This window comes from Streptococcus mitis (genome assembly GCF_047460035.1).
GTDB lineage: Bacteria > Bacillota > Bacilli > Lactobacillales > Streptococcaceae > Streptococcus > Streptococcus mitis_DW.
Genome location: NZ_JASHHB010000005.1, coordinates 68456 through 89858, shown reverse-complemented (window position 1 = coordinate 89858; position 21403 = coordinate 68456). Strand labels below are relative to the sequence as shown.

The 21403-nt window shown below is 40.6% G+C and carries 24 protein-coding genes and 1 pseudogene; 19 read left to right on the top strand and 6 right to left on the bottom strand.

Translation table 11 applies throughout. The annotated features are described in order from the left end of the window. Nucleotides 1–209 precede the first annotated feature (209 nt). The gene (locus tag QM956_RS05640) at nt 210–1442 is read left to right on the top strand and encodes a carbohydrate-binding domain-containing protein (protein ID WP_414302309.1); all 1233 of its coding nucleotides are present in this window, start codon (nt 210–212) and stop codon (nt 1440–1442) included. Nucleotides 1443–1691: 249 nt separating this feature from the next. Here the strand turns inward: QM956_RS05640 and QM956_RS05635 are convergent, their stop codons facing one another. The 3 genes and pseudogenes from QM956_RS05635 to QM956_RS05625 form a co-directional block, all read right to left on the bottom strand. Then, nucleotides 1692–1925, bottom strand: a complete 234-nt coding sequence (locus tag QM956_RS05635) for a hypothetical protein (protein WP_000578911.1) — start codon at nt 1923–1925, stop codon at nt 1692–1694. Then, the gene (locus tag QM956_RS05630; RefSeq protein WP_001215751.1) at nt 1922–2119 is read right to left on the bottom strand and encodes a hypothetical protein; all 198 of its coding nucleotides are present in this window, start codon (nt 2117–2119) and stop codon (nt 1922–1924) included. The genes QM956_RS05635 and QM956_RS05630 overlap by 4 nt, the downstream gene beginning before the upstream one ends. 70 nt (nt 2120–2189) lie before the next feature. Continuing rightward, a pseudogene (locus tag QM956_RS05625) lies at nt 2190–2312 on the bottom strand (low temperature requirement protein A); the annotation flags it as partial. Between the two features lie 227 nt (nt 2313–2539). Here QM956_RS05625 and QM956_RS05620 point away from each other — a divergent pair. The 11 genes from QM956_RS05620 to rpsD all read left to right on the top strand — a co-directional run bounded on the left by QM956_RS05620 (nt 2540) and on the right by rpsD (nt 13935). Beyond that, nucleotides 2540–3256, top strand: a complete 717-nt coding sequence (locus QM956_RS05620) for an ABC transporter ATP-binding protein (RefSeq protein ID WP_000734673.1) — start codon at nt 2540–2542, stop codon at nt 3254–3256. 1 nt (nt 3257) lies between these two features. Further along, entirely contained in the window at nt 3258–4340 is a 1083-nt protein-coding gene (locus QM956_RS05615; protein ID WP_414302308.1) for an ABC transporter permease, read from the top strand. A 39-nt stretch (nt 4341–4379) separates the two neighbouring features. Beyond that, nucleotides 4380–5003: a TetR/AcrR family transcriptional regulator gene (locus tag QM956_RS05610; RefSeq protein ID WP_000361928.1), complete on the top strand. Its 624-nt coding sequence runs from the start codon at nt 4380–4382 to the stop codon at nt 5001–5003. A 272-nt stretch (nt 5004–5275) separates the two neighbouring features. Continuing rightward, on the top strand, nt 5276–6040 hold the full coding sequence (locus QM956_RS05605; RefSeq protein WP_414302307.1) for a nucleoside phosphorylase: 765 nt from the start codon (nt 5276–5278) through the stop codon (nt 6038–6040). A gap of 33 nt (nt 6041–6073) precedes the next feature. Next, on the top strand, nt 6074–7453 hold the full coding sequence (locus tag QM956_RS05600) for a TrkH family potassium uptake protein (protein ID WP_261805038.1): 1380 nt from the start codon (nt 6074–6076) through the stop codon (nt 7451–7453). 13 nt (nt 7454–7466) lie between these two features. After that, nucleotides 7467–8132: a potassium channel family protein gene (locus QM956_RS05595; protein WP_001283910.1), complete on the top strand. Its 666-nt coding sequence runs from the start codon at nt 7467–7469 to the stop codon at nt 8130–8132. Nucleotides 8133–8308: 176 nt separating this feature from the next. Then, a complete protein-coding gene (locus tag QM956_RS05590) occupies nt 8309–9325 on the top strand; it encodes a glycosyltransferase family 2 protein (RefSeq protein ID WP_153209626.1) in 1017 nt (338 codons plus the stop codon). Between the two features lie 115 nt (nt 9326–9440). Next, a complete protein-coding gene (locus QM956_RS05585; RefSeq protein WP_261065753.1) occupies nt 9441–11258 on the top strand; it encodes an SSURE domain-containing protein in 1818 nt (605 codons plus the stop codon). Between the two features lie 123 nt (nt 11259–11381). Beyond that, nucleotides 11382–12080: a response regulator transcription factor gene (locus tag QM956_RS05580; RefSeq protein WP_033687498.1), complete on the top strand. Its 699-nt coding sequence runs from the start codon at nt 11382–11384 to the stop codon at nt 12078–12080. Continuing rightward, on the top strand, nt 12077–13129 hold the full coding sequence (locus tag QM956_RS05575) for a sensor histidine kinase (RefSeq protein WP_414302306.1): 1053 nt from the start codon (nt 12077–12079) through the stop codon (nt 13127–13129). The genes QM956_RS05580 and QM956_RS05575 overlap by 4 nt, the downstream gene beginning before the upstream one ends. A gap of 194 nt (nt 13130–13323) precedes the next feature. Further along, nucleotides 13324–13935, top strand: coding sequence for a 30S ribosomal protein S4 (gene rpsD, locus QM956_RS05570; RefSeq protein ID WP_000092756.1), 612 nt, complete (start codon nt 13324–13326; stop codon nt 13933–13935). 156 nt (nt 13936–14091) lie between these two features. On the opposite strand, the gene QM956_RS05565 is transcribed toward rpsD, so the two are convergent. The 3 genes from QM956_RS05565 to QM956_RS05555 all read right to left on the bottom strand — a co-directional run bounded on the left by QM956_RS05565 (nt 14092) and on the right by QM956_RS05555 (nt 17236). Continuing rightward, nucleotides 14092–15255, bottom strand: a complete 1164-nt coding sequence (locus QM956_RS05565) for a tyrosine-type recombinase/integrase (RefSeq protein ID WP_237447272.1) — start codon at nt 15253–15255, stop codon at nt 14092–14094. Nucleotides 15256–15414: 159 nt separating this feature from the next. After that, entirely contained in the window at nt 15415–16383 is a 969-nt protein-coding gene (locus QM956_RS05560; RefSeq protein ID WP_237447273.1) for an Abi family protein, read from the bottom strand. A 364-nt stretch (nt 16384–16747) separates the two neighbouring features. Beyond that, nucleotides 16748–17236 (bottom strand): helix-turn-helix domain-containing protein, encoded by a 489-nt coding sequence (locus QM956_RS05555; protein WP_237447274.1) that lies wholly within the window; start codon nt 17234–17236, stop codon nt 16748–16750. Between the two features lie 141 nt (nt 17237–17377). Here QM956_RS05555 and QM956_RS05550 point away from each other — a divergent pair, with 141 nt between their 5' ends. The 7 genes from QM956_RS05550 to QM956_RS05520 all read left to right on the top strand — a co-directional run bounded on the left by QM956_RS05550 (nt 17378) and on the right by QM956_RS05520 (nt 21058). Next, a complete protein-coding gene (locus QM956_RS05550; protein ID WP_153196400.1) occupies nt 17378–17563 on the top strand; it encodes a hypothetical protein in 186 nt (61 codons plus the stop codon). Nucleotides 17564–17658: 95 nt separating this feature from the next. Next, nucleotides 17659–17844, top strand: a complete 186-nt coding sequence (locus QM956_RS05545) for a hypothetical protein (RefSeq protein ID WP_237447275.1) — start codon at nt 17659–17661, stop codon at nt 17842–17844. A 367-nt stretch (nt 17845–18211) separates the two neighbouring features. After that, nucleotides 18212–18505 carry a hypothetical protein gene (locus QM956_RS05540; RefSeq protein ID WP_237447276.1) on the top strand — a complete coding sequence of 98 codons (294 nt, stop codon included), beginning with the start codon at nt 18212–18214 and terminating at the stop codon, nt 18503–18505. Between the two features lie 98 nt (nt 18506–18603). Then, nucleotides 18604–18807, top strand: a complete 204-nt coding sequence (locus tag QM956_RS05535; protein ID WP_237447277.1) for a preprotein translocase subunit YajC — start codon at nt 18604–18606, stop codon at nt 18805–18807. A 13-nt stretch (nt 18808–18820) separates the two neighbouring features. After that, nucleotides 18821–19087 carry a helix-turn-helix transcriptional regulator gene (locus QM956_RS05530; RefSeq protein ID WP_237447278.1) on the top strand — a complete coding sequence of 89 codons (267 nt, stop codon included), beginning with the start codon at nt 18821–18823 and terminating at the stop codon, nt 19085–19087. Nucleotides 19088–19095: 8 nt separating this feature from the next. Further along, on the top strand, nt 19096–19611 hold the full coding sequence (locus QM956_RS05525; protein WP_237447279.1) for a hypothetical protein: 516 nt from the start codon (nt 19096–19098) through the stop codon (nt 19609–19611). Beyond that, complete coding sequence (locus tag QM956_RS05520; protein ID WP_237447280.1) at nt 19604–21058, top strand: virulence-associated E family protein; 1455 nt, start codon at nt 19604–19606, stop codon at nt 21056–21058. Before QM956_RS05525 ends, QM956_RS05520 begins: the two co-directional genes overlap by 8 nt. Nucleotides 21059–21403: the final 345 nt, after the last annotated feature.

The following is a 21403-nucleotide window of genomic DNA, read 5'->3' as shown; positions in this document are numbered from 1 at the left end:
AACTATTTTAGTACGCTATCTTATTAGCAGATAGGTGTGTCTGGGCAAGTTGAACTTGCTTGTAATTAGTCTATGGAATTTTCCTAAAACTTTTGTTAAAGATAACTTAATTGAAACTGAACTTAAGAAAACTTTCAGAAAAAGTTTAGATTTTTTTCAGACTTCCCCTGTAAACTAAGCTCAAGCTAAAGGAAGGCGAGGAAAAAGGTATGAAATCAAAAAAATGGACCCTAATCTTAACCAGTGTAACAGCTTTGACCTTGATGACAGCTTGTGGGCAGTCAACGACTAAGTCAAGTACAACTGCAGCGGCAGATACTACTGCCATCACAACTTCAGCTAAAAACAGTCAATCTTCTTATTTTACAGAAAAGGACTATGATACTTCTTATGATGAAAGCACAGCCTCTAAGATTGAGCTATCAGGCTCATCTGCCAGTGTCTCTGGAGACGGTGTGACAGTTTCTGGCTCAACGGTGACCATCTCAAAAGCAGGGACCTATGTGATTTCAGGTCAGTCTGACGGAGTGCAGATCAAGGTCGAGGCAGATAAGTCGGCAGATGTTCATCTAGTCCTAAAAGGTGCGACCATTACCAATACCAATGCAGCAATTTCAGCGACATCAGCCGGTCATGTCTACCTGACTCTGGCGGAGGGAACTACCAACAGTCTCTCTGACTCAAGCTCTAATAGTGATGACAAGGCAAATGCAGCTCTCTTTTCTAAGGTGGATTTGACCATCAATGGCTCAGGTACCCTTACTGTCGATGGCAAGAAGAACAACGGAATCAAGGCCAACGACACCCTCCACATCACGGGTGGAACCTATAACATCATAGCAGTTGGCGATGCCTTTAATGTTAATGATGAACTCAATATCACTGGTACGACCATGACCATCGATGCCAAGGAAGATGGTGTCAAAGTTGACAATGATGAGGATATGACTGTCGGCAATATGTATTTGGCTAACAATACCATAACAGTCACAGCAGGAGATGACGGTATTCACGCTTCTGGTAACCTAGTGATTGACAGCGGTACTTACACCGTCAAGAATTCGACTGAAGGAATTGAAGGGAAAGCCATTACGATTAATGGTGGTGATATCAATGTCTACGCGACAGATGATGGGGTCAATGCAGCTAATAAAAATGCTCAGCAAAGCGATATTTACTTTACCATGACAGGTGGTAATCTAACTGTAGAAGTCGGTCAAGGGGACACAGATCCGATTGACTCAAATGGCAATATCACGGTCACAGGTGGAACCATTAAAATGATTGGTCAATCAGGCTTTGACTTTGATGGAACAGCGACCTATACAGGTGGAGATATCTATCTCAACGGCGAAAAACAAACAGATATTGTCAATTCTATGCCTGGAGGCGGAGGTCCGAATGGAGGTTCTGGCGGTCCAGCACCTGGCGGACGAGGATAAACAAAAAAGGATAGCATTCAATTAGAATGGCTATCTTTTTATATGGGTGATAAATTGATATGTTACGAGGGATTTTATAATCGTAGCTTTCAAAGGCTAAATTGTTCAGTCATCCGTTGTTGTTTACTTAAATTTCTTGAATTTTAAGAAGGTATTGAGTAGTTTTCCCTTAAATGTTTTGTTTTGGTAGGCGATTGTGAGGGAATTGAAAAATTCAACTGCTAGGTGTTCTTGGTGACCGAGCTCCATCTAGCTTGGGGTTGCTTCTGGGGAAAAGACGCCTAATTTGATGCGGAGTCCACCTTTTTTCATCTTGAACTGATGCATACCATACATCTTGATATCAAGGCTTGTATCGGACATGAGAGTAGCAGTATCACCTGCCATAGAAATTTTTGTATCGGCATCCGGAACGCCTGTTTTTTCAGTATCTAGACTGATAAAGATTTTTTGATAAGTTGGTTGACCGTACTCTCCAATCAACTCCTCACTTCCTGTCCACCGTGAACTCCAGCAAATACAAAATGTTCAGGGTGAATTTTAAAAGGAAGTGCTTGGTCACCCATTTTATTTAGTCCTTGGTTGAAGGCGAAGAAATCTCTCAAAGTAAATCCATCCACGTAAGCAGCTTGTAGGTTACGTCCCTTAACCGAATTCTTAGAAATGCCATGCCGCATTTGGTCTGATTCTGCTAGACGGTCAGCGTAGAGTTCGAGGATTTTTTGACTTCCAAGGGCTAATTTGGTTTCAATTAGGTCTTGAAAATTTCTTAGTCTGTTTCATATAAAAATGAGTAAAATGAATTCCCATTACCAAGGTCATTAGAGTTGCGATAGCAATGACGATGGTTGGATTAGCCGAGAAAAGTAGAGGGGAAATAGGCCTTTAAAAAGTGGACAGAAAAGACCATTTCGGAGTATAGAGAGGAAGTTCAAAAACATTTTTAGAAATAAGATATGTGCATTATAAACATCAGATACGAATCTGGTGCTTTATTTTTTAAAGAATTTCAACTTTTTTCTTGATAAGTGAGTAACCACTCACTATAATAGGTCTATATTCAGTAAGTGAGTAACCACTCACCTAGGAGGAAGCATATGAAAAAATTGCTACATTTACAAGATTTGGATAAGTCTTTTTGTCGTCAAATGGTTTTGAATCATGTCAGCTTTGAATTGCAGCCGGGAGAAATTATAGGCTTAATAGGTCCGTCTGGTGCTGGTAAATCGACTATGATTAAGACTATGTTAGGGATGGAAAAAGCTGACGGAGGGGTTGCTTTGGTATTGGATCATACTATGCCCAATCGTCATATTTTAGGAGATATTGGTTATATGGCCCAGTCAGATGCCTTATATGAGGCTTTGTCAGGTCAAGAAAATCTGGAATTTTTTGGTCAGCTAAAAGGGCTATCCAAAAGAGATCTGACAGCTGAAATTGCCCATGTGGCTCAAGTTGTGGATCTGGCAGAGCATTTGAATAAAACGGTATCCGGTTATTCTGGAGGAATGAAGCGACGCTTGTCTTTAGCCATCGCGCTTCTGGGGAATCCTCAGCTCTTGATTTTGGACGAACCGACAGTTGGAATCGACCCTTCTCTTCGGAAGAAAATCTGGAAAGAATTATTCGCGCTTAGAGACAATGGGGTTGGGATATTAGTTACTACCCATGTTATGGATGAAGCAGAGTTAACGGATAAGGTCGGCTTATTATTAGGTGGAAAAATCATTGCTTTTGATACACCGCAACACTTAAAAGAAAGTTATCAAGTTTCAAGTATTGAAGAAGTATTTTTGAAAGCAGAAGGAGAGTAAGATGAGAACCATTGCTATTGCTAAAAAAGTTATCAAAGAATTGCTTCGTGACAAACGAATCTTGGCTATGATGTTTGTAGCGCCGGTATTTATTATGTGGCTGATGAACCTCATGTTTTCAGCTAGTACAACCGTGAATGTCAAGTTAGCGACACAAGATCTACCAACTGGTTTGATAACGAAAATGGATGAGCTTGATCATGTGGACATCGAGACTTATCAAGACTTAGATCAGGCCAAAGAAGCGCTAGCAAATGAAAAAGTCGATGCTGTGATTTCTTATAAAGACGGTGAGTATCAGGTCGACTACGCAAATACAGATGCCTCCAAGACATCTATGATACGACAAGTGTTACGAACAAGTATCGCCAGTGAAGGCACCGATCAGTTACTATCTCGTATCAAACAAGCTCTTCCACAATTGAAATTAGATGCAAAGGCGCCTGAAATCAAAGAATCTTACCAATATGGAGATAAAAATACTGGATTCTTTGCACGTATGATTCCAATTTTAATTAGCTTTGTGGTCTTCTTCTTTGTCTTTTTGATTTCTGGTATGGCACTTTTGAAAGAGCGCACAAGTGGAACCTTGGATCGCTTGTTAGCAACCCCAGTGAAACGTTCTGAAATTGTCTATGGCTATATGTTGTCTTACGGTATTATTGCGATTTTTCAAACGGCAGTTGTCGTCTTAGCAGCAATTTGGCTACTAGATGTAGAAGTTGTAGGAAATATTTTAAATGTTATAATAGTTAATGTGGTACTGGCTCTTGTAGCACTAGCTTTTGGAATTCTCTTGTCTACTCTAGCAAAATCAGAATTCCAAATGATGCAATTTATTCCTCTCGTGATTATGCCTCAACTCTTTTTCTCAGGGATTATTCCATTGTCATCCATGGGAGCATGGGCTCCAACTGTGGGGAAATTTTTGCCATTAACCTATTCTGGTGATGCAATAAGCCAGATTATTCTTTACGGACACAATCTTGGTGATATTTTGCCAAATCTTGGTGTTTTAATGATTTTCTTGATCATTTTAACAATTCTCAATATTGTTGGATTGCGTCGTTATCGTAAAGTTTAGAAATCAACATAAATAATGCTAAAAAGGTGTGAAGATTAGATGGATAAGACTGTTTTTGAATCGTTTGAAGATTACTTAGAAGAAGCGAATTACCCTCAAGGAAAGAAAAAAATCATGCAGGCAGCAGTGGATCTCATATCAACTAGGAGTTACCATGGGACCTCAACTCTTCACATAGCTGAGCGTGCTGGACTAAGCCAGGCAACTTTGTTTAAGTATTTTAAGACGAAGGATGATCTACTGACGGCTATTTTACATCCTGTAGTCCCAGGCATTTTCGGTAGTTTTGTTGAGGAACTCTTAGCTTTTGAAACGACAGAAGAGAGGGTTCGTTATCTCGTCCACGATCGTATGAGCTATCTCAAAAAAAATCGTGCTTTGATGAAAATCATTCTGCAGGAGAGTTTTTCAAATAAGAAACTAAAAAATGAACAGATTTTTATCTGGAATGCTATTCAAGATAAACTTCGAGTGCTTCATAAAGAATTGCTAGCAGATCCACGTGTAAATCCAGAGTTAACGATTCCTCAAATGGTTCGTATTTGTGTTGGTCCATTGTTGGCTTACTTCGCTCAACTTTATATCGTTAGCGACAACGGAGAAATAAAGGAAGAGGACCTAGACTTATTAGAAAAACAGATTTTAGGTGGTTTGTGGAAATAAGGGAGTTCTAGAAGAGCTAAGATTTATTTACTTGACTTTCAAACAAGCTAAAAAAGACATGTTCTGCTTATTTCAGATTCATGTCTTTTTTGTTGTTGGATTTTGTATTCTTCATAAGTCCTCAATCGCTTTGCCAAAACAGAAACCGACTTCTCCAGCGGTGCAACGATTTCTCAAGTGTATGGAAGAGGAGATTTCTGGCTTGCTAAAGAGAATTCCTTGACACTCTGTCAGCTTTTGATACAATAGTACAAAATTAGAGGAGGTAGGTTATGATTCAGAAACACGCGATTCCTATTTTAGAGTTTGATGATAATCCTCAGGCGGTTATCATGCCCAATCACGAGGGGCTGGATTTGAAATTGCCAAAGAAGTGTGTCTATGCTTTTTTAGGTGAGGAGATTGACCGTTATGCGAGGGAAGTAGGGGCGGACTGTGTCGGCGAATTTGTTTCTGCCACCAAGACCTATCCAGTTTATGTCATCAATTACAAGGGCGAGGAACTTTGTTTGGCTCAGGCTCCTGTTGGTTCAGCTCCAGCAGCCCAGTTTATGGATTGGTTGATTGGCTATGGTGTGGAGCAGATTATTTCCGCTGGAACCTGTGGTGTGCTGACTGATATAGAAGAAAATGCCTTTCTAGTCCCTGTTCGGGCTCTGCGAGATGAAGGAGCCAGTTATCACTATGTGGCCCCTTCTCGTTATATGGAAATGCAGCCAGAGGCTATTGCTGCTATTGAGCAAGTTTTGGAGGCCAGAGGGATTCCCTATGAAGAAGTCATGACCTGGACCACAGATGGTTTTTACCGAGAAACGGCTGAAAAGGTGGCTTATCGTAAGGAAGAGGGCTGTGCTGTTGTGGAGATGGAGTGTTCTGCGCTTGCGGCAGTAGCCCAACTGCGAGGGGTTCTCTGGGGTGAATTGTTGTTCACAGCTGATTCCTTAGCAGACTTGGACCAGTACGATAGTCGTGACTGGGGTTCAGAAGCTTTTGAGAAGGCTTTGGAACTCTGCCTTGAGATTGCCTTTCAGATCTAGCTACTCTTCTTCTTTTTATGGTACAATGGATGTATGTTATTCAAATTATTTGTGAAAAAACTTGAAAGGGTCTTTGGCGGACTTTCGTCTGCTCGTCGCATTTTTTTAAGTTTCGCTGGAGTTATTTTTATAGGCTCTCTTCTTTTGAGTTTGCCTTTTGTTCAGGCAAGTGGTTCTCAGGCCACTTATTTTGACCATCTCTTTACGACGGTGTCCATGGTCTGTGTAACCGGCCTTTTTACGCAACCGGTGGCTACCACCTATAATATTTGGGGTCAGTTGATTTGTATGCTCTTGATACAGATTGGTGGTCTGGGGCTCATGACCTTTATCGGGATTTTTTATATCCAAGGTAAGCAAAAGCTTAGTCTGCGTAGTCGTGAAACCATTCAGGAGAGTTTTAGTTATGGGGAAAGTAAGTCTTTGAAGTCTTTTATGCGTTCCATCTTTTTGACGACTTTTCTGGTGGAGGGCTTTGGTGCCTTTCTACTAAGTTTCCGTTTTATTCCTGAGTTCGGCTGGGGACGAGGCATTTTTACCTCTATCTTTTTAGCCATTTCAGCCTTTTGTAATGCTGGTTTTGATAATTTCGGCAGTAGCAGTTTAGTGGCTTTTCAGACGGATCCCTTGATCAATCTGGTCATTGCTGGCTTGATTATCACGGGTGGTCTCGGCTTTATGGTCTGGTTTGACTTGGCAACCCAGTTTGACAAGAAGAAAAAACGCCGTCTACGTTTCCACACCAAGCTGGTTCTCTTCTTAACTGCAGGGATTTTGCTGTTTGGGACAGTATCTACACTCTTTACGGAGTGGCACAATCCTGGAACCATTGGCAATCTCAGTGTCCCAGAGAAAGTGCTGGTTAGCTTTTTCCAAACCGTCAGCATGAGAACAGCTGGCTTTGCCTCTATTGACTACACCCAAGCTCGGCCTGTGACTTTATTTATCTATATCCTACAGATGTTTCTCGGCGGTGCGCCTGGAGGGACGGCTGGGGGGCTCAAGATTACGACCTTCTTTGTCTTGTTGGTCTTTGCTCGTAGTGAGTTGCTGGGCTTGCCTCATGCCAATGTTGCGCAGAGAACCATTGAAACCCGAACAGTCCAAAAATCCTTTAGTGTCTTCATTATCTTTTTGATGACCTTCTTGTTGGGCTTGATGTTGCTGGGAATTACGGCAGAAGGAACCCCGCGATTTATCTACCTCATGTTTGAGACCATTTCAGCCCTTGCGACAGTTGGGGTAACGGCAAATTTGACACCAGAATTGGGCAAGCTAGCCCTCAGCATTGTCATGTTGCTTATGTTTATCGGCCGTATCGGTCCCTTGACCTTGCTGGTTAGTCTAGCGGATTACCAGCCGGATAAGAAAGATTTGATTCAGTATATGAAAGCAGATATTAGTATTGGATAAGAAAGGAAGAACGATGTCAGATCGTACGATTGGAATTTTAGGCTTGGGGATTTTTGGGAGTAGTGTCCTGACGGCTCTAGCCAAGCAAGATATGAATATCATTGCCATTGACGACCACGCCGAGCGCATCAATCAATTTGAGCCTGTTTTGGCGCGTGGAGTTGTGGGCGATATTACAGATGAGGAACTCCTCAGAACCGCTGGAATTGATACCTGTGATACGGTTGTCGTCGCAACAGGGGAAAATCTAGAGTCGAGTGTGCTTGCAGTTATGCATTGTAAGAGTCTAGGGGTACCAAGGGTTATTGCCAAGGTCAAAAGCCAGACAGCTAAGAAGGTGCTAGAAAAAATCGGTGCTGACTCGGTGATTTCACCTGAGTATGAAATGGGGCAGTCTCTAGCGCAGACCATTCTCTTTCATAACAATGTTGATGTCTTTCAGCTGGATAAAAATGTGTCTATCGTGGAGATGAAGATTCCTAGTGTCTGGGCAGGTCAAAGCCTGAGCCAGCTAGATCTACGTGGCAAATACAACCTCAATGTCCTAGGATTTCGTGAACAAGAAAATTCACCGCTAGATGTCCAGTTTGGTCCCAATGATCTCTTGAGGGCAGATGCCTATATCTTGGCGGTCATTAACAACCAATATCTAGATGATTTGGCAGAGTTAAATTCCTAAGGAGGGAAATTCCCTCTTTTTTAATGTTCAAGATAGGAAATAGAGAGACCTGTATTCCAATTGAGACTAGAACCTCTTGCATTCTAGTAAAAGTCCTTCAAAAACTGGACTTTATGGTAAAATAGAAAGAAGTGACAAGAGAGTAAGAAAAAATCAGTCCCCTAAAGGAGTAGATTATGAAGTTATTGTCTATCGCCATTCCTAGCTATAATGCCGCAGCCTATCTTCATTACTGTGTGGAGTCGCTAGTGATTGGTGGTGAGCAAGTTGAGATTTTGATTATCAATGATGGGTCTCAGGACCAGACTCAGGAAATCGCTGAGCGTTTAGCCAGCAAGTATCCTAGCATCGTTAGAGCCATCTATCAGGAAAATAAGGGCCATGGCGGTGCTGTCAATCGAGGCTTGGCAGAGGCTTCTGGTCGTTATTTTAAAGTAGTTGATAGTGATGACTGGGTGGATCCTCGTGCTTACCTAAAGATTCTTGAAACCTTGCAGGAACTAGAGAATGAGGGTCAGGGAGTTGATGCCTTTGTGACCAATTTTGTCTATGAAAAGGAAGGCCAGTCTCGTAAGAAGAGTATGAGTTATGAGTCAGTCTTGCCTGTCCAACAGATTTTTGGCTGGGACCAGGTCGGAAATTTCTCCAAAGGCCAGTATATCATGATGCACTCGCTGATTTACCGGACAGATTTGTTGCGAGCGAGTCAGTTCCAATTGCCTGAGCATACTTTTTATGTCGATAATCTCTTTGTCTTTACCCCCCTTCAGCAGGTCAAGACAATGTACTATCTGCCTGTCGACTTCTATCGTTATTTGATTGGGCGTGAGGACCAGTCTGTCAATGAGCAAGTGATGATTAAGCGAATTGATCAACAACTCAAGGTCAATCGACTCTTGGTAGACCAGCTTGATTTATCCCAAGTGAGTCATCCAAAAATGCGAGAATATCTGTTGAATCATATTGAGATTACGACAGTGATTTCCAGTGCCCTGCTCAACCGAGCAGGCACAGCAGAGCATCTGGCCAAAAAACGGGAGCTGTGGATCTATATTCAGCAGGAAAATCCAGAGGTCTTTCAGGCTATTCGGAAGACCATGCTCAGCCGTTTGACCAAACATTCGGTCTTGCCAGCTCGCAAACTGTCCAATGTCGTCTATCAAATTACCAAGTCTGTTTATGGATTTAATTAATATAAGTATTTTATAAGAGGGATTTAAGAAAAATTTTAACTTTTTCTTAATCCTTTTTAATTTTAGGAGATTATACTAGAGTCATCAAATAAAGAAAAACTCTAAGGAGAATCCTATGAAATTCAATCCAAATCAAAGATATACACGTTGGTCTATTCGCCGTCTTAGTGTCGGTGTTGCCTCAGTTGTTGTAGCCAGTGGCTTCTTTGTCCTAGTTGGTCAACCAAGTTCTGTACGTGCCGATGTGGTCAATCCAACCCCTGCTCAAGTCGTACCAGATGCGACTTCGGTGAGTGAAAAGAGCGACTTACCAGCAGAACTTCTCAAAGAAGCAGTCGATACAGCTCTTCCTTCAGAACAGGCAGACGCAACACCTAAAGCAAGCTTGGATGCTACAAGCTCTCCAGAAAAAGTGAATGTAGCTGATAAAGACCAAGTGGTAGCGCCAAAAGAAGAAGTGCAAGCAAAACCAGAATCTAAGAAAGAAACAGAGGAAGCGGTTAAACCTGCGACAAATCCTGCGCCTACAGTTGCTGGACAAGACCGTGAAGCAAATGAAGCTCAGCCAGCAACCACTCCAGCTGAAGTCCAAAAAGGTGTGGCTGACAATACCAAAGATACAGTAGATGTCCCAGCCACTTACTTGGATAAAGCGAATTTCCCAGGCCCATTCACAGCCGGTGTTAACCAAGTTATCCCATATGAATTCTTCGCTGGTGATGGTATGTTAACTCGCCTTATCTTGAAAGCATCCGCCCAGGCTCCATGGTCAGACAATGGTTCAGCTAAAAATCCAGCTCTTCCACCAGTAGAAAAATTGGGCAAAGGTCTCTACTTCTACGAAGTAGATTTGGCAGGAACTCAAGGTAAATCAGATAAAGAGTTGCTTGACCTCTTGAAACAAAACGGAACTCAAAGTTATAAAGCTACTATCAAGGTGTACGGTGCTAAAGATGGCAAGGCAGACTTGAGCAATCTCGTAGCGACTAAGGATTTGGATGTCAACTTGAACGGCTTAACTACTCCAGCTGAAGTGCAAAAAGGCGTAGCTTACAATACTAAAGATACAGTAGACGTCCCAGCTACTTATTTGGATAAAGCGAATTTCCCAGGGCCATTCACAGCTGGTGTCAACCAAGTCATTCCATACGAATTCTTCGCTGGTGACGGTATGTTAACCCGCCTTATCTTGAAAGCCTCAGACAAGGCTCCATGGTCAGACAACGGTTCAGCTAAAAACCCCGCTCTTCCACCAGTGGAAAAATTGGGCAAAGGCCTTTACTTCTACGAAGTAGACTTGGCAGGAACTCAAGGCAAATCAGATAAAGAACTTCTAGACCTCTTGAAACAAAACGGCACTCAAAGCTACAAGGCAACTATCAAGGTATACGGTGCCAAAGATGGCAAGGCTGATTTGAGCAATCTCGTAGCGACAAAAGATTTGACAGTGAACTTGCATGGACATCAGTCTCTGATTCCGATGCAGTCAGGTTTCGTCCCATCTTCTAATGGTTCAGCTATGCCGGCTCCAATGATGAATAGTCATCAAGATGCATCTAAGATGAACGCTCAAATGCCTAGTGCCAATCAAGATGAGATGAAATCTAAAATGCCAGCTGCTAGTCAGGATAAGATGATGCCTAACAAAGAGCAGGACAAAACCATGAATGCTAGCCAGCCTATGGCAACACCAAGCATGAAACAAGATCAAGCTCCAGCAGCCTCAAGCAAAATGTCTGATGAAGGCAAGATGGTATCTAATAACAAGGTATCAAGTCCAATGATGGCTGATCAAATGAAAGACCAAAAAGACATGCTTCCATATACTGGTGAAGCCCAAACATCAATGGCTACTCTTGGATTCTTTGGATTAGCCTTGGCCGGACTTCTAGGTGGACTCGGTTTGAAAGCTAAAAAAGAAGAAAATGACTAGTCTAGCTACAGACTTTCTATCTAGGATATGAAAAATCCAGATATCGTTTAGAATGTTCGTAAAGAGATTAAAATAGTGTTATACTATTGTGGTATAGCACTGTTTTTTTCAAAGGAGAGACAGATGGGAAAGACAATTTTACTCGTTGACGACGAGGTAGAAATCACAGATATTCATCAACGTTATCTGGTTCAGGCAGGATATCAGGTTTTGGTGGCCCATGATGGAGTAGAGGCCTTAGAAATCTTCAAGAGAAAACCAATTGATTTGATTATTACAGATATCATGATGCCTCGGATGGATGGTTATGATTTGATTAGCGAAGTTCAGTATCAATCTCCGGATCAGCCTTTTCTCTTTATCACGGCTAAGACCAGTGAGCAGGACAAGATTTACGGCTTGAGCTTAGGGGCAGATGACTTTATTGCCAAGCCCTTTAGTCCTCGTGAGCTGGTTTTGCGTGTCCACAATATCTTGCGTCGCCTTCATCGTGGAGGTGAGACAGAGGTCGTCAGTCTCGGGAATTTACGGATGAATCACGGTAGTCATGAGGTCCAAGTCGGAGATGTGGCGCTTGATTTGACCGTCAAATCCTTCGAACTTCTATGGCTTTTAGCCAGCAATCCAGAGCGGGTTTTCTCTAAGACAGACCTCTATGAAAAGGTCTGGCAGGAAGACTATGTGGATGACACTAATACCTTGAATGTTCATATTCATGCTCTTCGACAGGAGTTGGCTAAATATGCTAGTGCAGAAACACCGACCATCAAAACCGTCTGGGGCTTGGGCTATAAAATTGAGAAAGCACGAGGTAGTCAATGAAATTAAAAAGTTACATTTTAGTGGGGTATGTCATTTCAACACTCCTAACGATTATCGTGGTTTTTTGGGCCATCCAGCGAATGCTAATTGAAGAAAGAGAAATTTATTTCCTAGTGGGTATGACTCTCGTGGCTAGTTTTATCGGTGCTGGGATTAGTCTCTTTCTCCTATCGCCTGTCTTTACTTCATTGGGCAAACTTAAGGAACATGCCAAGCGGGTAGCGGACAAGGATTTTCCTTCAAATCTGGAGGTTCAAGGACCTTTAGAATTTCAGCAATTAGGACAAGCTTTCAATGAAATGTCCCATGATTTGCAGGCCACCTTTGATTCCTTGGAAGAAAGCGAACGTGAAAAGGGCTTGATGATTGCTCAACTTTCGCATGATATCAAGACCCCCATCACTTCGATCCAAGCGACGGTAGAAGGGATTTTGGATGGGGTTATCAAGGAAGGAGAACAGGACCATTATCTAGCAACCATTGGGCGTCAGACTGAGAGACTCAATAAACTGGTTGAGGAGTTGAATTTTTTGACCCTAAACACAGCTAGAAATCAGGTCGAAACGACCAGCAAGGACAGTATTTTTTTGGACCAGCTCTTGATTGAGTGCATGAGTGAATTTCAGTTCTTGATTGAGCAGGAGGAGCGAGATGTCCATTTGCAGGTAATCCCAGAGTCTGCCCGGATTGAAGGAGATTATGCCAAGCTTTCTCGCATCTTGGTGAATCTGATCAATAACGCTTTTAAATACTCTGCTCCAGGAACCAAGTTGGAAGTGGTAGCTAAGCTGGAAAATAACCAACTTTCAATCAGTGTGACCGATGAGGGACAGGGGATTGCCCCAGAGGATTTGGAGAATATTTTCAAACGCCTTTATCGTGTAGAAACTTCTCGTAACATGAAAACAGGTGGTCATGGCTTAGGGCTTGCGATTGCGCGTGAATTGGCCCATCAATTAGGGGGAGAAATCATAGTTACCAGCCAGTACGGCCACGGAAGCACCTTTACCCTCCTTCTTAACCTCTCTGGCAATGAAAATAAAGCTTAAAACCCCTTTACAAATCTAGCCATTCATGGTAAAATGGATTTTGTGTGAAATATCAGCAGGAAAGCATGAAGCTCGTCAACAGGTGTCTTATGATAAGTAACCTTGGCTGTTTAGGCGAAGGGCATCTGCACGAATCAGGGCTTTCTAAGTGACTATTTCCACCGAAATATTATTTATATCAGGAGGACATTCACATGTCACGTTATACAGGACCATCTTGGAAACAAGCTCGTCGCCTTGGCCTTTCACTTACAGGTACAGGTAAAGAATTGGCACGTCGTAACTACGTACCAGGACAACACGGACCAAACAACCGTTCTAAATTGTCAGAATACGGTTTGCAATTGGCTGAAAAACAAAAACTTCGTTTCACTTACGGTGTAGGTGAAAAACAATTCCGTAACTTGTTCGTACAAGCTACAAAAATCAAAGGCGGAATCCTAGGTTTCAACTTCATGCTTCTTTTGGAACGTCGTTTGGATAACGTTGTTTACCGTCTTGGTCTTGCGACTACTCGTCGTCAAGCTCGTCAATTCGTAAACCACGGTCACATCCTTGTTGACGGAAAACGCGTTGATATCCCATCATACCGCGTAACTCCAGGTCAAGTGATCTCAGTTCGTGAAAAATCATTGAAAGTTCCAGCTATCCTTGAAGCAGTAGAAGCTACTCTTGGACGTCCAGCATTCGTATCATTCGACGCTGAAAAATTGGAAGGTTCATTGACTCGCTTGCCAGAACGCGACGAAATCAACCCAGAAATCAACGAAGCACTTGTCGTTGAATTCTACAACAAAATGTTGTAATATTTTATTAAACAAGATAGGCTTTAGAGCCTTGATATTAAGCACTTTGGGGCGCTTTCCCTTAGTGCTTTTTTTGTTTTTACTACCCTTTTAGTTACCCTTAACCAATTTTAGGTATAGTAAGAGGGTAGCCCCAAAATGGGACACCCTTATTTTTTATAAATTGCTAATAGCCGATTCAAAGATTGAGACGGCTTTTTTTGCTCCCTCTTTGGTAGCATGGACATAAGTGTTTAAAGTCATAGAGATATTAGAGTGACCTAATCTGTATTGCAAGTCTTTGGCCTCTATGCCAGCATATAGCATGATTGTAGCGTGAGTGTGTCGGAAACCGTGGAAACTGATATCAGGAACACCAGCGCCTTTGAAGTGACTTTGTAGTCTCTTTCTTAGTAAGCAAGCGTAGGCGTATTTTGTGGTAAAAGGAGTAAAGACAATTCCCTCAGACCGTCCTAATTGCCATGACTGGACTTGTTGACGTTTTTTATATTGCTTGAGCAGGGAAACTGTAGCTTTATCAATATCAATTTCTCTTAGACCAGCTTTAGACTTAGGTGTATTTGTTTCTAGGTATCTATTCAGAGTCTTAGAAATGCTGATAATACCTTTTTTAAGGTCAATATCAGACCACTCAAGAGCCAAAGCCTCACCGATACGGCAACCACTAGCCAGCAATGTTTTATAAAGCACGTAGTCAAAGAGATTTTCATAGCTAGATAAGTCTAGGTTATCCAGGTAGTCTAGAAACTGTTTAAGTTCCTGATTGCTGAAAAACTTTACCTTATGCTCCTTGTTTTGTTGCTTACGTGGGATAATGACATCCCTAGCTGGGTTATGCTGGATCGCTTGCATTGTAACTCCATACTGGAGAATACGACGGTTTATATTGTTTAGGAAGCTATAGTTTGCATATGCCCCTTTTTCACCTTTATTGGCCTTGTCAGCCCACTTGTTGACCTGTTGCTGAATAACAGGAGTAGTAAGCTTGTCTAGCTTGTAATCGCCGAATACGGGCAAAATATGGAGCCTTACGATCCCCTCCATGGATTGCTGGGAGTTTGGTTTGATTGTATTCTTATAACTCTCCCACCATAGAGCTACTAGTTCCTTATAAGTAGTAATGGTTGGTTTTTCCTTAACACTATATCCATTGTTTGCAAAAGCATTAATGGCCTCTCTAGCTTTGATTTTAACGCCTGTTTTTGTTTTGGCAGTTACCGTAGTTCTAGCCTTTTTCCCTGTAAGTTTATCAACTCCAAGATACACGCTTGCTCGGTATACGATAGTCCCGTTTTTCTTTTTGTATTCTGTAATCTTCATGGTTTTACTCCTTTTCCATCAGCAGGCAAGCAATTAGAAAAGATTTTGAGTTTATACCATGCGAGGGGCTACGATAACCCCTTATTTTCGATTTTAAGCAATAATGCCAGAGCATGAAACAAGGCGGATATGGGGCTGATATCTACTTAGTAGATGGTTCTATTCAGAATACTTAGCTATTTTGTCCTTTATATACTCTAATGGCATACCTGATTCTATCGTAAACATAACATCGTCATCAGGGAACTTTTTAAGATGTTCCTTGAGAGAATAGAATAAAGCAAATTCGGCATGAAATGTTGCATCCTCATTCTTAAACCATGTAAGAGAGTTGAAAAGGGTGTATAAATCGTTTTTTCCAGCCCCTTTTCTATAGCCGGCTTCAGATATATTCATACGTTTGTGGAAAAATTCTCTGTAGCTGATTGAATATTTCTCAGAATGATAATTAAACAGTCTACCGCTATGGGCAGCACGGTTTCTAAATGCCAAAACTAGGTATAAAATTTCTGAAAAGGTTGCTTTTACCTCCTCGGTTATAAATTCTTTAGGAATTGTTAGGCAGGTTGCAATGACTTGCTCTTTTTGAGCAGGTTTTAGTAGCTTACACATTGTTACCAAGTTTCCTAGAGTAGTACCTTTTAAAAGAATCCATGGTGGGATGTGTCCGTGAGTTTCTCTATAGTGTTTATAAGGTTCAGAGTTATCATCGTAAATTTTATTTAATTTAAGAATTAGCTGATCAATCTCATATCCTCTTCTATTCTTTTTACCTTGATTATAATTTTTTCTATCCAGGTATTTCTCTTTTTCAACTCCGATATCTTTAGCGACAACGTAACCGATTGCCGTCCGTAGTGACAATTCAATTTCCATAGTTGCCTCTAAAATTCCTTTGCGGATATCTTTATCAAGTTCATAGAGGGCGAGCATATGTTCAAACGTTTCACCATTTTTATAGATTTCCTTTTCAGAGTCTAATTCAATAGTGAAATACTTATACCCGTTGATTATTTCATAATATCCATAATTAGTTAGAGCTTGTCTTGCTAAGCTTTCATTTAGAAATGTTAGATTTCTTGATTTTAGTAGTTCAATTTGTTCATCGATATTGGTAAAAGGTTTCATTGATTGTACCTCAAAATAATGCACAAAAGGAGCTTCGTTAGAAGCTCCTTTCGGTAGGTCGCTACTGCAACCATTCATTAAGATTAAATAAATTATAATCCATTTGGAGCCATATGTCAACAAATTAGCGAACAAGTTCGCTTTTTTTTCGTCCTAAAACTGTCCCTTCCGTTTTACTTCGTAGTCCAGTGATTCTCCTTTCTATTTGTCAAATTTGCCGTTTTTTGCACTTTAGTCTGTAAAATCGGCTTTCTATTCTTCAATTTCCCCTGTTTTTGCACAATAGGCCATGAAAAAATGGTTGCTATGGGCGAATATGGGGGAGTTTTTGTATTTTGAGAATTCCTGTATTTCAAGAGTTTTATTAGAGTTTCTCATTCAGTAGTTTTAGTATTTCTAGTAGTTCAGTATCTTCTTTAATCTCATTCAACAAATTATACTCACGGTTTCTTTTTAAAATTTCAGTGTAGTATTTGTCTTTGTTTTTAACGGTTTTTACATCGTTCAGTAAAGTATTATCGTTAGACATACCTTTCAATAAGGCGTGCAGATGTTTTATTTGAGAATCTGAGATAAGCAACTCCAGATGTGCTAGCGAGAACGCTAGTTTTTTTAATTCGTTTTGATATTCTTGATCATTAAAAGAACTATATTCAGCTTTGGTTTTAATGTCTAGTAAGTAGTTTACACTCACACCAAAATATTCGGCTAGTTTTTTAGTATAGTCGTATTTTATTTCTAGCTTATCTTCTTTTTCCCATCGCGATATGGTCATTTCTGAAACTCCGAGTAGGTTAGCGAGATCTTTTTGAGTATCACCATTGCTTTTTCGTAGTTCCTGTAGTTTATTCATTTTTTTATCACCTCAATCTAATTATAACACAACGAAAATAGTTTTTAACGAAAATGTTAAAAAATCCTTGACAATTAACTTTTATTTTAGTAAACTACACTTGTACTAACGAAAAAGTTAGTTAAGAAAGGAGAAAATATATTGCTTATCACCTCAACACAAGCAAAAGCAATCCGACGGAAACAAGCCGATAAGAATTTAACTGCTAAAAAAGCAAGTGAGGAAATAGGAATAAACCCTGTTACTTATCGCAAAATCCGAGACGGTGGTGAAGTAAAACCTAGCATTTATCAAAAAGCCATGCAGTGGCTTGCTGAAGATTATTAGAAAGGAGCGACCCAATCGCAATACTACTTTACATTTACAGATTTCTCATGTGGTGCTTTACCACTGGGGATTGACAACAAAAAAGGAGAAAAGAAATGAACTTTAAAGAATTTAAAACATGGCTAGATGATGCCGTGAGTGTGGCTGAAGCTATGGCATTACCTGAAAATAAAGGGGTGCTTGACGACTTAATAGAAAATACGGCCAATAACCTAACTTTTATCGCTGAGTTAGTGGAAAATCGTCAACTGATTTATAAAAAAACTAGACATGAAGATTAAAAACGACAACAAAAAAAGTCACTTGCTGAACGTTTGGCGACAGAAGCAAGCGACTGGATCAAGAATATAGATATTTTTCTATATCTCAATTATAACAAAAATCAACTATTCAATCAATAACAACTAATGGCAGGCAAGCAATTAGAAAAGGTTTTGAAACGCATAGAGCGCCAACTCTTTAAACTGGTACTTTCTCACGCTTTCAATTTGGCGAGTCTGAGCGTGAGGATATCCTGTATAAGAAACAACTCAAAAAGCCCCACACTCAGAAATTTGGCGACCGAGAGCGTGAGGCTGTAGGCAAGAAAAAAAAGCATTAAAAAGCCATCGTGGCAAGTATAAAAAGATAGAAAAAGAGGTAAAAAACATGACAACAAAAAAAGTAACATCAAGCCAACAAGTTCTATTATCGGCTAAGAAACTAGCAGAATTAGGGAACGAATTAACCGACATCATGAATGTTTTAGAAATGAATAACCTAGCTCTTGAAGGGCTTGAGTTTGCACTACAGAAAGATACAACCACGTTCTTATGGCTTGCTAAAAAATACACTGATACAGCATACGCCCAGAATGAAAAGCTATACGATCGTCTAAATGAAATAGCCTTTTTGCTTTTGAACAATGACGACGCTAAAGAGCTGGAGGCATACCATGACTAAAGATATTAAAGAAATGGCACAAGCCGAAGACGACTTGCTGAATATGGAACAAACTAAACAAGCGGAATTTATCAAGAACTATAAGGCGAGGGCATAACATGAATGAACTAGATTTGACCAATACACAATCGATTGTCTTTATGGTGGTACTGATTGGCTTACTGCTTTACCTAAACCACCGAGACCGCAAAAAAAGTGCCCAATTTGAGCGAGAAAACCAACAGACGATAGAAACACCTAGAGAGGATTTGAACCCTTACTACGGCCGTTATATCCAGCTTGCTGGTAAGATTCATAATTAGAAAGGGGTGTAATATGCAACTATTATCAAGAGAAGCAGAACTTAAATTACTGGAGAAAGTGGGAGATCACTTAGCTAAAAGGATGGAACTTGAAAAGCAACGTGATGATAACTGGGACTTGATTTCTAGGCCTGACTTACTCAAAAAACTTGGTATTAGTGGAACTACCTTAAATAATTGGGAAAAAGAAGGTCTTCGGCCACTACGTTCCCCATTTGAAAGTAGTAAGAAAGTTTATTACCGCAAGAGTGATGTTTACAATTTTCTTGCAGTAGATTAGGAGGTGTAATGAGAATAATAGAGTTGACTATATCCGTTGAGAAAATGCCCCTATTTGGCTTTCTCAAGTCAAATCCTACTCAAGTATGGAAGAATGGGGAACACTACAAATTTACCTATTATGAACCTATAGACGAGGCGTTGACGAGTTTTCAATACAAAGACCTATATGTGTCTATCAAAGACGAAAAAGAGGCAGTAGAGGGCTGGGAATTGGTCAGAGATTTAGATATTGCTTTGTCCAGCCCTGACTTGCTGAAAATCCTGAAAGATTTAGAGGTAAACAAATTGGCAGAGCAACGGCAGGGGATTGGAGTGGAGTTAAAAGGTTGGATTTTTGACCTGATTTGTAATGGAATTTATACCAGATATGAGACTTCACTTTTTGTCCGCTTGCTATTTGTGAATGGCTATAGTTTTAGTCAGTTAGTGGATTTGTTTTCAGCAATCGTTAAACGCAAAGACCTAGCAAGCTATTTCTTAGAAGTAGCAAGAATATTTTATAAGGAGGTGGCTTTTGAATAGCAATGACATTGTAAATAAAATCATTGAAGAAGATAAGCAACAAGCACCGCCTGAAGTGGTGGACTTGACCCAAGCAAGGGAGACCGATGAGGAACACAATAGCCTGAACTTGGCAAAGAGAGCAAGAGGTGATGGCTTTGCAGTCAACTTGGATAATCTCAAGAAGATTTTGAGCGGAGATAGCAAGCTAAAAGGGGCTATACAGTACAACGTCTTCACTTATGAAATCGACGTGACTAGACCAATGAAGCTAAACGGTAGAACCCTGAGCGGTGCAATCGATGACCTGATTATCAGAGAGATTAGGGCTTATATTGCTACCAAGTACAAGCTGGACTATAAAAAGCCTGACATAGCGGATATTTTGGAAGTGGTGGCTGGAGAACACAGCTACAACCCCTTAAAAGACTATCTGGAATCTTGCGAAAGTGAGTATAAAGAGTTAGTGAATCAGCGTGATCCCTTTGATATTTTAAGGCATTATCTCAATATTAAGGATGATGAATATAACCGTATTATCATGGACTTGTTTTTCCGTGGAGCGGTTGCCAAGGTGTTTGACCCTACCATCAAGTTTGACTTTGTACTGGACTTGACTGGAAGGCAGGGAGTAGGAAAGACCCAATTTTTTGAGGGGCTTTTTACTCACAAGTATTTTACAACCGTTGAGACCTTCACAGATAAAGATGATAAGGCTAGAATGGTCAGAAACTGGTGTGTATTTGATGATGAGATGGTGGCCAGCAAAAAGGCTAGTTTTTCAGAATTGAAGAAATTCATCACAGAAACCAAGCTAGAGTTTAGACCGCCTTACGCCTCCAGTGATAGGCGACTACCTAAGAGTTTTATTATTGTGAGGGCAACCAATGACCATGATTATTTGAACGATTTGACAGGAGAAAGGCGCTTTTTGGTTGCAGAAGTCCACAAAGACACCAATTATAAGGGCAGGAAGTGGACAGAAAAAGACCGTAGAGCCTTTTGGGGTGCTATGGTGATGACTTGGAGAGCTAACCAAGTCTTGAACCTGACAGACGAGCAGGAAAAGCTAGTAAATGAGGTTAGAAGCCGTTACAAGTTTGTAGATGAAATCCTTGAGGATGTTGAGCGTTATTTAGAAACTCCCTACCCTAAAAATATGTATCAATTCCCAGCAACAGACAGTACAAGACACTACTATATTCATGACATGATGAACCACGGCTATCATATGGGCGCTAATGGCGTAGAGATTCATCTAGATACTGGAAAGTATGGGGAACTGGTGGAAAGGGACAAGTTGACAGTAAATATATTCTTTTCCGAGGTTTATTTGAACAATTCCCCCAACCCTAAAGATAAAAATAAGGTTAAGAAATTCATGCAAAACAAAGAGGGTTGGGAATCGAGGGACTCCCTTAGATTTGGTAAAAGCGTCAAGCGTGGATTTGCTAAAATAAAAAAATAAAGTGTAGACAGTGTAGCCAAAAGATAAAAAAACGGCTACACTGAAAACCCTTGATACTGTAAGAGTTTCAAAGAGGTGTAGACAAGACGAAAAAAAACGGCTACACCTCTAAACCCTTGATATTACTGACTTTTTAATATAAATGTAGCCAAAATATATATTTTATAAAAGTATATATAATTAAATACCTAATGCGTTATTTATATATTTTTTTTGAGATGAAACGGCTACACGGCTACACAAGGCGAAAACCCTTGGGGCTGTAAGGCGGAACGCGTAGCCAATAGATATTCAAAAACGGCTACACTTTGCCTAAAACCTAAAGCAAAATGGGGTAGATAGTAC